This is a genomic window from Lactobacillus equicursoris DSM 19284 = JCM 14600 = CIP 110162 (assembly GCF_001434815.1).
GTDB lineage: Bacteria > Bacillota > Bacilli > Lactobacillales > Lactobacillaceae > Lactobacillus > Lactobacillus equicursoris.
In genome coordinates this window covers 1-15022 of record NZ_AZDU01000019.1, presented here as the reverse complement: position 1 = coordinate 15022, position 15022 = coordinate 1, and the positions used below count along the sequence as shown (strand labels likewise).

General features: G+C 52.2%; 12 protein-coding genes. 1 reads left to right on the top strand and 11 read right to left on the bottom strand.

Translation table 11 applies throughout. The features are described from left to right. Positions 1–8: 8 nt before the first annotated feature. The 4 genes from hisS to prmA all read right to left on the bottom strand — a co-directional run bounded on the left by hisS (position 9) and on the right by prmA (position 5331). Positions 9–1295 carry a histidine--tRNA ligase gene (hisS, locus tag FC20_RS04920; protein WP_008463305.1) on the bottom strand — a complete coding sequence of 429 codons (1287 nt, stop codon included), beginning with the start codon at positions 1293–1295 and terminating at the stop codon, positions 9–11. A 290-nt stretch (positions 1296–1585) separates the two neighbouring features. Next, positions 1586–2023, bottom strand: coding sequence for a D-aminoacyl-tRNA deacylase (gene dtd, locus FC20_RS04915; protein WP_008463304.1), 438 nt, complete (start codon positions 2021–2023; stop codon positions 1586–1588). A gap of 17 nt (positions 2024–2040) precedes the next feature. Then, entirely contained in the window at positions 2041–4302 is a 2262-nt protein-coding gene (locus FC20_RS04910) for a RelA/SpoT family protein (RefSeq protein ID WP_008463303.1), read from the bottom strand. 81 nt (positions 4303–4383) lie between these two features. After that, the gene (gene prmA / locus FC20_RS04905; RefSeq protein ID WP_008463302.1) at positions 4384–5331 is read right to left on the bottom strand and encodes a 50S ribosomal protein L11 methyltransferase; all 948 of its coding nucleotides are present in this window, start codon (positions 5329–5331) and stop codon (positions 4384–4386) included. Positions 5332–5393: 62 nt separating this feature from the next. Here prmA and FC20_RS04900 point away from each other — a divergent pair, with 62 nt between their 5' ends. Further along, a complete protein-coding gene (locus FC20_RS04900) occupies positions 5394–5900 on the top strand; it encodes an aminoacyl-tRNA deacylase (protein WP_008463301.1) in 507 nt (168 codons plus the stop codon). A 49-nt stretch (positions 5901–5949) separates the two neighbouring features. Here the strand turns inward: FC20_RS04900 and FC20_RS04895 are convergent, their stop codons facing one another. The 7 genes from FC20_RS04895 to FC20_RS04865 all read right to left on the bottom strand — a co-directional run bounded on the left by FC20_RS04895 (position 5950) and on the right by FC20_RS04865 (position 14733). Further along, a complete protein-coding gene (locus tag FC20_RS04895) occupies positions 5950–7308 on the bottom strand; it encodes a threonine/serine exporter family protein (RefSeq protein WP_056945331.1) in 1359 nt (452 codons plus the stop codon). A 303-nt stretch (positions 7309–7611) separates the two neighbouring features. Continuing rightward, positions 7612–10137, bottom strand: a complete 2526-nt coding sequence (locus FC20_RS04890; RefSeq protein ID WP_201779606.1) for an excinuclease ABC subunit UvrA — start codon at positions 10135–10137, stop codon at positions 7612–7614. A 7-nt stretch (positions 10138–10144) separates the two neighbouring features. Then, positions 10145–10570, bottom strand: a complete 426-nt coding sequence (locus FC20_RS04885) for a GNAT family N-acetyltransferase (protein WP_008463297.1) — start codon at positions 10568–10570, stop codon at positions 10145–10147. A 30-nt stretch (positions 10571–10600) separates the two neighbouring features. Continuing rightward, entirely contained in the window at positions 10601–10990 is a 390-nt protein-coding gene (locus FC20_RS04880) for an alpha/beta hydrolase (protein WP_236697634.1), read from the bottom strand. A 232-nt stretch (positions 10991–11222) separates the two neighbouring features. After that, on the bottom strand, positions 11223–12386 hold the full coding sequence (locus FC20_RS04875; protein ID WP_056945330.1) for a hydroxymethylglutaryl-CoA synthase: 1164 nt from the start codon (positions 12384–12386) through the stop codon (positions 11223–11225). 3 nt (positions 12387–12389) lie between these two features. Continuing rightward, positions 12390–13610 (bottom strand): hydroxymethylglutaryl-CoA reductase, encoded by a 1221-nt coding sequence (locus FC20_RS04870; RefSeq protein WP_056945329.1) that lies wholly within the window; start codon positions 13608–13610, stop codon positions 12390–12392. 10 nt (positions 13611–13620) lie between these two features. Continuing rightward, positions 13621–14733 carry a thiolase family protein gene (locus FC20_RS04865; RefSeq protein ID WP_008463292.1) on the bottom strand — a complete coding sequence of 371 codons (1113 nt, stop codon included), beginning with the start codon at positions 14731–14733 and terminating at the stop codon, positions 13621–13623. Positions 14734–15022: the final 289 nt, after the last annotated feature.

The following is a 15022-nucleotide window of genomic DNA, read 5'->3' as shown; positions in this document are numbered from 1 at the left end:
TTTATGCCTTATTTAGCCAAAACTGCCAATAAGGCTTCTTTGTCTTCTAAGTCAGCGAAGCTGGCACTGAATTGCTCGCCGTCGCTCAGGCGCTTGATGGTCAGCTTGCCTTCAGCCACTTCCTTAGCTCCCAGGGTAATGACATAGCTTGCCTTGACCCGGTCAGCTTTTCTGAACTGAGCCTTCAGCTTCTTTTGGTCCACGTCGTATTGGGCAGAGAAGCCGAGACTTCTAATTTTTCTAGCAACTTCTACTGCCTTTAAGTCAGTGCCTTCACCGATGTTGGCGATGAAGAAGTCGATGCCTTGGTCTTCAAACATTTCTGGGTTTTGCTTGGACAGTACCAGCATCAAGCGTTCTTCCCCGATCCCAAAGCCAACAGCTGGGGTTTCCGGGCCATCGAATTCTTCAACCAGGTGGTTGTAGCGGCCCCCGCCCAAAACCGTGCTTGGGCTAGCCCACAAGCTCTTGTCGTCAACCATGAATTCAAAAATCACGCCGGTGTAGTAGTCCAAGCCCCGGACCAAGTCATCGTCGATCACGTACTTGACGCCTAGCTTGTCCAAAGTAGCCAGGATCTTTTCAAAAGTTTCCTTGGATTCATCATCCAGGTATTCCCGGATCTTCGGTGCATCTGGCAGGAACTTTTGGTCTTCCTCAGCCTTGGAGTCAAGGATTCTCAGTGGGTTCTTGTCCAATCTTCTTTGAGAGTCTTCAGACAGCTGGTCTTTAACTGGAGTGAAGTAATTGACCAGGGCGTCGTGGTAGGCTGCCCGGACGTCGCTGTCACCCAAAGTGTTGATGTGGAGCTCGTAGTTCTTCACGCCAAGTTCTGCTAACAGGTCGTGGCCCAGCAAGATGGTTTCTACATCTGCCAAGTAGCCGTTTGAGCCGAAGCTTTCCACCCCGATTTGGTGGAATTCCCGCTGGCGGCCAGCTTGAGGCCGTTCATAGCGGTACATGGGGGCAATATAGTAAACATTAAAAGGCTTGACATAGTCTGGCCCGTAGATCTTGTTTTCCACATAAGCCCGAACGACGCCGGCCGTCCCTTCAGGACGCAAGGCAATGTGACGACCACCCTTGTCGTTAAAGTCATACATTTCCTTTTCAACCACGTCACTGGTTTCACCCGATGACCGGGAGAACAGTTCGTAATTTTCAAAACTTGGTGTTCTGATTTCCCGGTAGTTGGCTCTCTTAAACAGGTCACGCGCGGTTTGTTCTACCTTTTCCCATTGGCTGGAAGTTGCTGGCAGGATGTCCACGGTGCCTTTTGGTCTTTGAACTCGCATTATTTCACCTTTACTTCTTCTTGACTAACTAAAAAGCGCCCTTGAACTTAATCAAGGGCGCTAAAATAGCACGGTACCACCTTTTGCTTGCTGTCATTAACGCTGACGAAACGAACCATTATCTGTTAAAGGGGTCACAGCTAGCAGCCATCTGCCCTTTCACCAAACGGACAGTCTCTAAAAGGGCCATGCTATCTTCAGTCTTTGTCATTGATAATTCTGAAAACTAGTTTATCCTGTTTTGCCCCTACTTTCAAGGGGCAAAGAGGATATTTTCATTTTTAAAAAGCCTATAGATCTAAGACAATGGTGAAGGGACCGTCATTTTCCAGGTCTACCTTCATGTCTGCCCCAAAAATCCCGGTTTCTACAGTCAGGCCATGGTCTCTTAAGGCCTGGTTGAAGTCTTCCCAGAGCTCTTTAGACCGGGGCGGGCGCATGGCCGAGACAAAGCTTGGCCGGTTGCCCTTCTTGGTATCAGCCAAGAGGGTAAACTGGGAAACAGACAGGATCTGCCCACCCACATCCTGGATGCCCAGGTTGGTCTTACCGTTTTCATCTTCAAAAATCCGCATCTTGGCGATCTTGTCAGCGGCTTTTTGCACTTGTTCTGCGCCGTCGCCCTCTTTTAAGCCAACCAAGAGCAAGAAGCCCTTGGCGATTTCGCCAGTGATTTCGCCGTCAACCGTGACTTTGGCATGGTTGACTCTTTGAATTACTACTCGCATTGTTTACCTGTAAAAAATTAATTATCCGTTCTCTTCGTATCGTAAACGTCTGGAATGTCCCGCAATTTGGCCATAATGTCGTTTAGCTGCGCGGCATTCTTGACTTCAACCGTAATGTAGAAGTGGGCGATATTGTCATCATTGACGCTGGCTGAAACATTGGTAATGTTCTTGGTCATTGAGTTCAAGCGGTTGATGACGTCTGCCAAGAGCTTTGGTCGGTTGTAGCCAAAGAGCTCAAAGTTGGCGTTAAAGGCGGTTTGCTTGCTTTCGTCAATATTGTTCCATTCAACGTCGATCATCCGGCTCTTAGAAATTGGGTCAGCGCTTAAGACATTGCGGCAGTCAGCCCGGTGAACGGTCACGCCCCGGCCTTTAGTCACGTAGCCCACGATTGGGTCGCCAGGCACTGGGTTGCAGCACTTAGCAAAGTGGAGGTCCAGGTCTTCTAGGCCCTGCACTCTGACCAGGCTGTCTTGCTTTTTGCCCTTATTTTTGACCTTTTGGTCATTTTGACTTGGTGCCGGCTTGCTAATAACAGAGGCAGCAGCTGCTTGCTGGCCGGCATTCATGATTCGCTCTTCAAACTCGCGCTGCTTTTCTTCTTCTTGCTGGCGACGCAGGTCTGCCGTCAGGCGGTTATAAATGGACAAGGCCGACATGTTGCCGAAGCCGATGGCCGCGTACATGTCTTCGTCGGTCTTAAAGGAAAAATGTTCCAGAACTTCGTCAATATGGCCCTTGTCCAGGTAGTCCTTGGCGTTTAAGCCGTTGTCCTTTAAAAGGTCAACCAGTTCTTCGCGTCCGCGAGCTACGCTTTCTTCCCGGTCCACGTCTCTGAAGTAGCGACGGATCTTGTTTTTGGCCCGAGAGGTTTGCACCATTTCGGCCCAGTCCCGAGACGGCCGGGCATTGCTTTGGGTCAAGATGTCGACAACATCCCCGTTTTTCAGCTTGTAGTCAAGCGGCACCAGCTTGTCGTTGACCTTGGCGCCGATAGCATGGTCACCAACCTGGGTGTGGATGGCGTAGGCAAAGTCCAGGGTGACTGAGCCTTTTGGCAACTCGTAGACTTCGCCTTTTGGCGTAAAGACGTAAACCTTGTCAGAAAAAATGTCTGAGTGCACGGCCTGCATGAATTCGTCGGCATTGCTGGATTCTTTTTGCAGTTCCAAAATTTCCCGGCTGATGTCTAAGGCGCCGCCTTCTTTAGCTTCAACGCCATCAAAATTGCCCCGTTTATAAGCCCAGTGGGCAGCAACACCGTATTCGGCCACTTCATGCATTTCCTTAGTCCGGATCTGGATTTCTAGCGGCTTGCCGCCAGGTCCGATGATGGTCGTGTGCAGGGACTGGTAGCCATTGGCCTTAGGCATAGCAATGTAGTCCTTAAACCGGCCTGGCATTGGCTTCCACTTGGTGTGGACGGCCCCCAAGACGGCGTAGCAGTCCTTAACCGTTGGCACGATTACCCGCACTGCTAAAAGGTCGTAGATTTCGTTAAAGTCCTTGTGCTTGTTGACCATCTTTTTATAGATAGAGTAAATGTGCTTGGGCCGGCCAGAAATGTCGTAGTCGATTCCCAAAGAATCCAAGGTTCCCTTTAAGTAGTCGATGGCATCTTTAATGTAGCCTTCACGCTCGCTGCGCTTAGCGTCCATCATGGAAACGATCTTGTAGTATTCGTCAGGATTGATGTAGTGGAAGGACATGTCTTCCAGTTCCCACTTGATGGTCCCGATACCCAGGCGGTCGGCTAGCGGTGCGTAGATGTCCAGGGTTTCAGCAGCAATCCGGCGCTGCTTGTCAGGACGCAGGTGTTCCAAGGTGTGCATGTTATGCAAACGGTCCGCCAATTTCACCAAGATGACCCGGAGGTCCTTGGCCATGGCAATCAGCATCTTGCGGTGGTTTTCAGCCAAGAATTCCTTGTGGGACTTATATTCATATTTATTTAACTTGGTGACCCCGTCCACGATAAAGGCCACGTCCGCACCGAATTTTTCCTTGATATCATCATTGGTTACCGACGTATCTTCGACCGTGTCATGTAAAAAGCCAGCCGCCACCGTGTCTGGGTCTAGGCCCAGATTGGCCAGGGTCCCTGCCACTTGGGTGGGGTGAACGATATAAGGCTGGCCCGAAGCCCGGGTTTGCCCTTCATGGGCGCGCGCCGCAAATTGGTAGGCACTCTCCACAAAGGCCAATTGGTCAGGCGTCATGTACTTTTTGCAGGCAGCCATAACCTCTTCATGAGTCATTTCAACGTATTTAGACATCAGCGATCACCAGTTTCTAAGTTTAAGTTAATTTATATTATATTATTTTAACGCAAAAAGCCACTTCTTACCAAGTTTTCGCTACTCGTCTTCTTTTCTAGAGATGGCCAGACCAATCCAGCGGCCCCCCTTCATCTTCAGATCGATCTTAAAGCCGTTTTGGTCAAGGGCTGCTTCGATTTTTGGCAGCTGCAGGTAGTCGATCCCAGAGAAGATGACTTGACCATCATCGTTCAAGTGGCTGTCTAATTGCGGAATCAGGTCCAGCAAAATTTCGGCCAGGATGTTGGCCACGATCAGGTCAAACTTGCCATCAACATCAGCTAGCAGGCTGGTCTTTTGCAGGGCTAGGTCGTAAAAACCGTTAAGACCCGCATTTTCCTTGGCTGCGGTCATAGACTCATCTGAAATGTCGGTCCCTAAAACAGACTTGGCACCCAATTTGTAGGCCGCAATGGCCAAGATACCGGAGCCCGTGCCGACGTCAACCACAGAAAGCGGCTTGACCATGGCCCGTTCAATCCCCAGCATGGCTAGCTGAGTCGTTTGGTGGTTGCCGGTCCCAAAGGCTAGACCCGGATCCAATTTGATAATTTCCTGGTCAGGAAAAGCCGGCGTATAGTCTTCCCATTCCGGCACGATGGCCAGGTGGCGAGAAAGGTTGATCACATGATAGTACTTTTGCCAAACGGTGTTCCAGTCTTGGTCAGCGATGTAGCTGGTCTTGATGGTCCCTTCGCCCGTTGACAAGCCATAGCCAGCCAATTCGTCCAGCTTAGCCTGGAATTTTTTCACCAAATTATCTTTGTCTTGTTCTTCGTCAAAGTAGGCGATAAATTCCAGTTCCTTTGGCAAGTTAGGAATGTCATCCATGTCAACGATGGTGGAGTCGTGCAGCCAGCCAGCTTGCTCAAAGTCGCTCCGGCGGCGTTCTTCCGTCCCCAAGGCGTGCAGGTCTTCTGTAGCGTAGTAGCTCAAGGCATCTTCCACATCATAGCTAGTTTCGATGTTAATTGCAAGTAATTTCATTTTCTAGTCTTCTTTCTTTAGCATCTTTACTTAAAATGGTATCATGTAAAGCGGTGATAACAATGGCAAAAAAGAAAAATAACAAAGATAAATTGGACAAAACACTGGTTGAAAAGATTTTAGACCAGCAAAAGATTCCTTACGAGCAGCATATTTCCGAAATCAAAGAAGACCACGGCGTGGCGCAAGTAGGTCTAGGCAACCCCATTTTGGATGGCCACCCAGTTTACAAGACCTTGGCCCTAGAAGGCAACAAGACAGGCCCCTTGGTCGGCGTCGTTCCTCTTGACCAGCACCTGGACATGAAGAAAATTGCCAAGGTTTCAGGCAACAAGAAGTGCGAAATGATCCCACTGAAAAAGTTGGAGAAGACTACGGGCTACATCCACGGTGCCAATACCCCAATCGGGATCTACCACACCAAGAAGTACCCGATCTACCTGGATGCCAGCGTTAACGACACTGACGGCATGTGGGTTTCAAGCGGTGAAGTGGGCCGCAGCGTCTTGGTTAAGCCAGCTGATTTGATCAAGCTAGTTAAGGCTACAGTCGCAGACATTAAAGAATAAGCAATAAGGGAGACACCTAATGGTGTCTCCCTTATTTTTGTCAAAAAAATTAATCGACCTTCCGCCACTTCTTGTCAGTTAAGATCCGGGCAGTCAAGAGCCCTGCCGGCAAGGACATGACCAGCATCAAAGCTTCGGCCAGCCAGGTCGACCCGCTCCCCACGTGAGTTACGGCCAGCAGGAAGATCCCCCGGTACATGTAGAGACCCGGCACCATGATGACGATGGACGGCACCGTCAAGGCAATCCGCGGGTAACCAACCTTTTCCCGGACATAGCTGGCCATGAGACCGGCCAGCAAGGCTGCCAAAAAGGCTGCCAGTGGAGCTGACCAGTGGCCAAAGTCCACTAAACTGAGGCGCAGGGTGTCGGCAATCGCCCCTACCACCCCAGCTGCTGCCGCCATCCGCCGGTGAGAGTTGAACATCAGCGAGAAGCCGAAGACCCCACAGAAGCTGGCCAGCATCCGATATGCCGTCAAGGCCGCCGTGGACAGACCCAGTTTGGGCATGTCGCCGGGGTGAATGTTCAAAACGATCGCCGTCACCCAACCGGTCCCAGTGGCAATCAAAATGATCATCAAGGCGTAGCAGAGGCGTTCTAAGCCGGAGCGCATGTCCAGCTTGGCCATGTCCAGACCGCTGGTAATGAAGGGAAAACCTGGAATGACGAAGAGCATGGCTCCGATATAGCCGTACATGTGCTGCATCCCCCAGCCAAAAAGCAGGTGGCAGGCCATAAAGGCCAGGTAGTAGGCTAGGCAAGCAGCGGCGACCCCGACCGCCGTGGTTGCGGCGACCGTGATCTTCTTTTTGCCCAGACTCCCCCGGGCAAACTGCCCGCAGCCGGCACCGATGAAGGCGCAGATGACTTCAGGGATGCCGCCGCCCAGGAGAAAAATAAAGCCGCCGCAGGCCAAGGCCGCTGCCAGGCTGGATCCCCACAGTGGGTAGCGCCCCTTCATGTGTTCGATTTCACCGAGTCGCTTTTTCACTTCACGAATTTCAAAATCGCCTTCTCCGGCTTCAAACTGGCGGACGAACTTTTCTAGTTCATTCAGCTTTGCCATATTGACGCCGGTCGTTGGCAAAGACAGGCTCTGTGAATAAGACTGGTTGTCCACATCAAAGTAGGTGCAGGTGATGGTGATCAGGCCAATATCGGCTGAGCAGGTCAGGTCCAGCGTTCTGGACATGGTGTCCATGGCGTCGCGGACCCTCCAGGCCCCCGTCCCGCAGCTCAGCATCATCATGCCGACTCTGGAGATAATGGAGCTTTTTTCAATCAAAGTTGCGTCCTTGATCTTGGTCTGGTCGTCGCTTTTGAAAAATTCTTCCCACTGCACCCGCATGTGGTGGTGGTGAGACAAGTGGTGTTGGTATTCTTGCTCGGTGCTTTCGGTTTTCATCTGCTTGGCAAGCCCTCTTTCAATTATTGTTAAAATTTTCAGATATCATTTCCGTTTTCAATGTTGCTTTTCACATTTTAGCATAAATCCCAGTGACTTTTGGCTTAAGCTGTGATAGTTAACGCTTTCATTATATGCAGTTTGTAAATTTCTGCTCGCTTTTTGGAAAATTTGGCAGCTTTTACCTTAGTCTCAGTAGCCGCGGCCATCGCCCTGAACTGGACGCCCCGGGTTAAGGTTAAGGCCCGCGTCAACAAATAATCGTCTAAAAAAACGCTAGCGACCGCTAGCGTTTTTGTTTGCTCATTTATTCCGGTTAAGCTTCAGATATTTGCCCGTCAAGCTGGCTGGGCAAGCCATGATCTCTTCCGGCGTTCCGGCACAAACCACCTGGCCGCCTTCCTGGCCCCCACCTGGCCCCATGTCAACGACATAGTCGGCATTGGCAATCATGTCTTGGTCATGTTCAATCACCAAGACTGTCGCTCCTTGGCTGATCAAGCGCTGAAAGACATCGAGCAAAGACGAAACGTCCAGGGGATGCAGGCCAATCGTTGGCTCATCGAAGATAAAGACCGAATCAGCCTGTTCCTTGCCCAGCTCACTGGCCAATTTCAACCGCTGGGCCTCACCGCCTGACAAAGCTGGCGTCGCTTCGCCCAGGGTCAAGTAGCCTAAGCCCAGGTCATGAAGGACCTGAAGGCGCTTTTGAACCAGCGGCAGATCGCGGGTTGCCCGGAGCGCCTGGTCAACGGACATGTCCATTAGCTCGGGCAGCGTGTAGGCCTTAGCTTCAGGCTGCCCCTTTTTGACTTTGGGAGTACGGGTGACAAAGTCTGCTTCTTTTCGGTAGCGTGACCCGCCGCAGTCCGGACAGGCAATCTCCACGTCAGGCAAGAACTGCACATCCAGGACGATCGCGCCCGTCCCGTCACAGGTTGGGCAGCGCAGACGGCCCGTGTTGTAGGAGAAGTCCCCGGCTTTATAGCCCAAGCGCTTGGCCGCGGGAGTTCTGGCAAAGATCTTGCGCAATTCGTCATGGATTCCGGCGTAAGTGGCCACGGTTGAGCGGACGTTGATTCCAATTGGCGTGGCGTCAATCAGCTTAACCTGGTTGATCCCATCGGCTTTGAGCGCCTTGACGGCCTGGGGCAGTTTTTCCCCCTTGATCTGGCTCTGCAGGCCTGGCAATAAAGTTTCCAGAATCATGGTCGTCTTCCCTGACCCGGACACCCCGGTCACAACCGACAGCCGGCCCTTGGGAAAATCAATGCTCAGGGGCTTGACCGTGTGGATCTGCCGGCTTTCCAGGTGGATCGTGCCTTCTTTAAACAGGTCCTTCCTGGCAATCTGGGACCGCTTATTGATCACTTCCTGCCCAGTCAGGAAGGGGCCGATCTTTGACTGGGGATTTCGCGCGATTTGGGCCACTGGTCCTTGCGTCAGAATCTGACCGCCCGCTTCCCCGGCGCCTGGGCCCATTTCGATCAGCCAGTCCGCTTCACGCAGCACCTGGGTGTCATGGTCAACCAGGATCACGGAATTGCCATCGGCGACCAAGTCACGCATGACGCCTTTCAGCCCCTCGAGGTTGGCGGGATGCAGGCCAATCGACGGCTCATCCAGCACGTACAAAACCCCAGTCGTCCGGTTGCGCACTGCCCGCGCCAATTGCATTCTTTGCCGCTCGCCATTGGACAAGGTCGCCGCGGAGCGGTCCAAAGTCAGGTAGGACAGGCCTAAGTCCAGCAAGCGTCTGGCCACCAGGTCAAAAGAAGCAACGATGCTCTTGGCCATGGGCCGCATTTCAGCAGGCAAGGAGTCTGGCACGCCGTCCACCCACTTCTTGCACTCTCCTAAGGTCAACTGGCAAGCATCAGCCAAAGATAGGCCGGCCAGGCGCGGCGCGCGGGCAGTTTCGCTCAGGCGCGTGCCATGGCAGTCAGGGCAGATGCCTTCTTTAAGGAAGCGGGCGACCCGCTTCATCCCCTTTTCGTTCTTGACCTTGGCCAAGGCATTTTCAACGGTGTGAACGGCTGAATAATAGGTAAAGTCCATTTCAGTCGACTGGCCTTTCTTGTCAAGATAGAGGATATGCTTCTTGACCGCGGGACCATGGAGAACAATCTCCTTCTCTTTAGCCGTCAGCTCCTTATAAGGAACATCGGTGCGCACGCCCATTTCCCGGGCGACGTCCTTCATCAAAGACCACATCAAGGTCTGCCATGGAGCGACTGCCCCCTCATCAATAGTCAGATTCTCATCCGGAATCAAAGAAGCTTCATCCACCGTCCGCACGACGCCAGTCCCATCACAGGTCGGACATCCCCCTTGACTGTTAAAGGCCAGCTGCTCGGCGGATGGCGCGTAGAATTCCGCCCCGCACTCCGGGCACTTTAGAGGCAAGCCGGCCGCGACATTCAACGTTGGCTTCAGGTAATGGCCATTGGGACACCGGTGGCTGGCCAGCCGGGAAAACATGAGCCGGAGGCTGTTGAGCAGTTCCGTCCCAGTCCCAAAGGTGCTCCGAATCCCAGGCACCCCTGGACGCTGGCGCAAAGCCAGGGCTGCCGGTACGTATAAGACCTGGTCAACCTGCGGCTTTTCGGCCTGGGTCATTCGGCGCCTGGTATAAGTCGACAAGGACTCCAGATACCGCCTTGACCCTTCGGCATACAGGATGCCCAGGGCCAGACTGGACTTGCCAGAGCCTGAGACGCCGGCAATCCCGACGATCTTGTTTAGGGGGATGTCGACATCGATCTCTTTTAAGTTGTGCACGCGGCCGCCACGGACCTTGATTGCGTTTGGCTGTTTAACCATTTTCATTCTCTCCTTAATCACGCTGCCAAAAAAGGGCGTATTCCGGCTCCCCGGTATAAGGGTCCGTTTCTTCGCCCTGAAACTTGAAGTCCTCTCGTTCATAGAATTCCAAAGCTCGCGGGTTCTGCTCATAGACCCGCAATCGCAGCTGCTGGCGGCTTTGCTTGGCCTTGTCCAGCAAGGCTTTGCCAATGCCCCGCGACTGGTAAGGAGCAGCGACGAACAAGCCAGATACCTGATCACCTTCAAGGCCAATAAAGCCGGCAATCTTCCCGTCTTCTTCTGCCACGTAAAGGTCAGCTGCCAAAAAGGCCTTCTTCACGTCCGCGAGCTGGTCCTGCCAGAAGTGGTCAGGCACGAAGTCGTGGGCCTCTAGGTTCGTCTGCAGCCAAATCCGCGCGACTGAGTCCAAGTCAGCTGCTTGAAATTTTCTAATCATGCTTAAATCCTCGATTTCCGCTGCTATTTCTTAATTCCACAAAAACTTCTGCATGGCTCGGTCAACCTTTCCATTTTCATGCAGCTGGCTGTGCTGGCCCTTCGCTCCCTTAATTTTCACTTCTTGGTAGCTCCGGCCATTGACCACCAGGTATTTCAGGGATTTGGAAGAGTTATTGTAGACGCGCTCATCTGAGCCATTGCCGATATCGCCGTAAATATTGAGCACGGCGACTCCCTTAGGGTAGACTTGCCGCAAATACAAGAGGTCTTTATAGGTCGCGTCCATGTGCTCTGGCTTGCCAGACGTGGTCAGAGGCGAATCGGTATTCGCGCTATAGCCCTTGATCCCGTTGTAGTGGCCGGCAATGCTGACTTGCTTCTTGATAGCGGGGAAGTTCTTCTTCCCCCCGTCATCCACAACCAAAGACTTTTGTCATAAGAATTGATCCAATAGACATTATAACAACCTCCTTTTCAAAATTACAGAAGGCAGGCTGTATTTGTCATGACCTAAAGTCAGATATTTGACTCGATTCTCCGGAGGCTCCATTCAAATTAGGCTCTTATTTCAAAATAAAATTGCCTAAAATCGTTGATAATACTTGACTTAGAGTAGAAAAAAAGAGAGCTGACGCTCTCTTTTCGTGATCTTACTTTTGTTGGTACTTGCGCACGTACCCTTCTTGCCCGGCCAGAAACCAGGTGCCGTGGTTGGCGTCGCTTTCAAACTCAACGTTTTCAGGCAAGTTTTCTAAGCCTTCCGTGAAAATGTCTTCGTATTGGCCGACGCCCAGGCGGGTCCGCTCTTGCAGCATCCGCTTGTGTAGGCCTGGCCGCAGACGTCTTTGGTAGCCGTCAACCACCTTGCCGGAGAAGAATTCTGCCATGGCACCGGAGCCATAGGAGAAGAAGCCAATCCGGTCGCCAGCTTCCAGGTCCCCATTTTCCAAAAGGCTCAAGATGGACATGTAGAGGCTGGCCGTGTAGATGTTGCCGACCTGCCGGCTGTACTTGGCTGACAATTGGAAGTTGTCGCTAAGGCGCTTAGCAGTTTCTTCGTCTTGCCCTTGGATGGCGATCCGGTGCGCCTTAAAGCCCATCTTGGTATAAGGCAGGTGGTAGCAGATCCCGGCAAAGTCGCTGACCGTGAGCTTGGTTTGGGCAAGGTATTCCTTAAAGGTTTCCTTGAAAAAGTCGAGGTAGACGTCCCGGCTGTAGTGGCCATCCACCATGGCCACCGGGCTGCCGTTTGGCCGCCAGAAGTCGTTGATGTTTTCGCTGTAGGAAGCGTGGCCATCTTCCAAGGCGATGATGGCTGGGCTTTCCTTGATCAGCATGCTGATGGCGCCGGCACCTTGAGTGACCTCGCCTGCAGTGTTTAAGCCGTATCTGGCGATGTCGCTACCGATGATCATGGCTGAGTGGTGCGGGTGGGCGCGGACGTAGTCCCGGGCCACCTGCAAGGCTGCCGTCAAGGCAAAGCAGGCTTCCTTGATTTCAAAAGTACGAATGTTAGCTGGCAAGTTCAGGGCTTCTTTTACAAAAAGTGAGGCTGACTTAGATTGGTCAATCCCGCTTTCCGTCGCAAAGATCAATAAGCCTAGCTGCTCCAGGTCGACTTGGTCCAGGTATTCAGCCGTCGCGTTGATCCCCATGGCTACTGCGTCTTGGGTCTTGTCTGCGACTGCCATTCTGTCTTGGCCGATGCCGATCAAAAATTTGTTAGGATCTTGGTTTCTGGCGTTGGCCAGGTCCACCATGTCCACAAACTTATTAGGAGTATAAAAACCTATCTGATCAATACCGATGTCCATTAATTATCTTCCTCGCAATTCTTTCAAAAAGTCTTCCGCTGCACTCTCGCCATATTTTTGCTGGCTGATCATCAGCTGGTAGACGGCCTCTTTTTCCTCGTCAGTCGCATCTAAGTTCATCGCGACATTGCGGGACTGAAGGCGCATATGCCCAGCCTGGATGCCCTTGGTTGAAATGGCGTTTAGGGCAGCAAAGTTGTTGGCTAATCCGACGCTGGCAATTAATTCTGCCAGTTCCTTAGCCTTTATTTTACCTAAAATAGAGTAGCTTTGTCTAATATCAGGCCGCGCCGAAATCGATCCGCCGACAACGCCGATGGCTAGCGGCAATTTGACCTCCCCGGTTAAAAAGTTTCCGTCTACTGCCCAGTGGCTGAGGCTGGCGTAGCGGCCATTTTTAACAGCCAAGGCGTGACTAGCCGCTTCCACGGCCCGGTAGTCGTTGCCCGTCGCAATCAAGGCAGCGTCCACCCCGTTCATGATCCCCTTGTTGTTAGTCGTCGCCCGGTAGACGTCCTCTTCGCCAATTTTGGCCAGAAGCGCCATCTTTTGGGCGACGGCCAGGCCGGCTTCCTGGCTTTTGCCTAGGAGGTCAACCGGAATCTTGACCTTAGCCATCGTAATTTGACTGGGATAGTTGGACAAGATGGCAAAAAGTTTTGCCGTCACACCTGGGAAAAATTCCATCTTTTGGGCCAAAAATTCCAAGATGGCGTTGGTCTTGTTGGCCCCCATGGCCTCTGCCGGGTCGACCAGGGCCAGAAGGTAAACCAAGTGGCCCTTTTGCTCAGCCGTAATCTCTTTTAGCCCGCCCCCGTGACGAACCAGGCTGGCAAATTCCTGGTTGGCCAAGGCAATGTAGTCTGGGAAGGCTTTTTCAAATTTTTTTAGCGAAAAAGCATCCCCGACTTCTAAGACAATCTGGCCATAGATGCCGGTCCTGTCGCTTTCTGCCGTAACCCCGCCCGCTTTTTTAAAAACGGACATGCCGTGGTTGGCCGCCGCCACCACGGACGCTTCTTCTGTTGCCATGGGGATGGTCCACTTTTTGCCGTTGACCAAGGCGTCCTTGATCACGCTCAAGGGCAAGACGATTTCAGAAACGACGTTTTCGCTCATCTCGTTTAGACGCTCCAGCTCTGCCGGCTCAACATCTAATAGATCTGCACCATCTTTGGCTAATTCTGTCCGCCGCTCCGTTGGCGGCAGCTGGTAAAATTTCATCTACTTTGCACTATGCTTTCTCAATTTCCATAGCAATGGCCAGCCCGCCCCCGATGCAGAGACTGGCAATCCCGCGCTTAGCGCCTCTAGCTACTTGGCGGGCACTGGTTGCAACCAGCCGCGTGCCAGAAGCCCCAAGGGGGTGGCCCAGGGCAATAGCGCCGCCTTGCTGGTTGACCTTGTCTTCATCCAAACCCAAGTCTCGCATCACCGCTACGCTGGTTGCGGCAAAGGCTTCGTTGATTTCAAAGAAGTTGTAGTCGTCCTTGGTCCGGCCGGTCTTGGCCAAAAGCTTCTGGATGGCCACATAAGGACCGTAGCCCATGAATTCTGGATCATAGCCAGTTTCAGCGTAGGCACCCAATTTTGCAAGCGGTTTTAGGCCATATTCGTCCACCTTTTCCTTGGTAGCCAGGATAACCATGCTGGCCCCGTCGGTCACTGGAGAAGCGTTGCCGGCAGTCACCGTGCCGTTTTCTTCAAAGACGGTCTTGAGGCCGCCCAAGGCTTCCATGGAGGTATCAGGACGGACATTTTCGTCCTTAGCGATTTTTTCCTCGCCCTTTTCAATCACGATTACTTCGTCGTCAAAAAGTCCCTCTTCCCAAGCCTTGACTGCTTTTTGGTGGGACTTCAGGCTGTATTCGTCTTGAGCTTCACGTGATACGTGGTTCCGCTTAGCCACGTTTTCGGCAGTTACGCCCATCGCCTGGCCAGAGAAAGAGTCAACCAGGCCGTCAGTCATCATTAATTCCTTAGGGCTGTTAGACATGCTTTCGCTGCCGCCGACTGCCACCAGGCCCAGGTCCCCGATCAGCATTTGGGCTTCAGCTAACCGGACCGCCTTTAAGCTGGACCCGCAGACTTCGTTGATACTGGTTGCAACTGAGTCTTGCCGCATCCCGGAGTTGATGGCTACCTGCCGGGCCATGTTTTGGCCAAGGCCAGCTGCTAATACATTGCCCATGAACAGGGCGTCCAGGCTTTCAGCGTCTAAGTCCGCTTCGGCCAAGGCCCCGCGCAGGGCGATTTCGCCCAGTTCCACGGCAGTAAAGTCAGCTAATTGCTTGTGGTAGCGGCCAAAAGGAGTTCTCTTGGCAGCTACGATATAGATCTCTTGCATTTTTTCTAATATCTCCTCATTAAGTTATTTGGGGATGGCTTTTCGCCTTATCAAACTATTATATTTTACTCTATAATCAATTGTTTTGCTAAAAGACAGCCTTTACCAATCTTTAAGCTTTTTTCCGGAAAAAATAGGACCAAGTAGTCCTATTCCTTACTTCTTCAATGATTGTCAATGGCTGGCAAGCCCGGGATTCCACCTATTTCAATAGGTGGAGGGATAGGGCTTGCCAGCATCTTTTTACTTAAATTCGTTCAGAGAAAGCTTTTGCTCTGCTTTTTGCCAG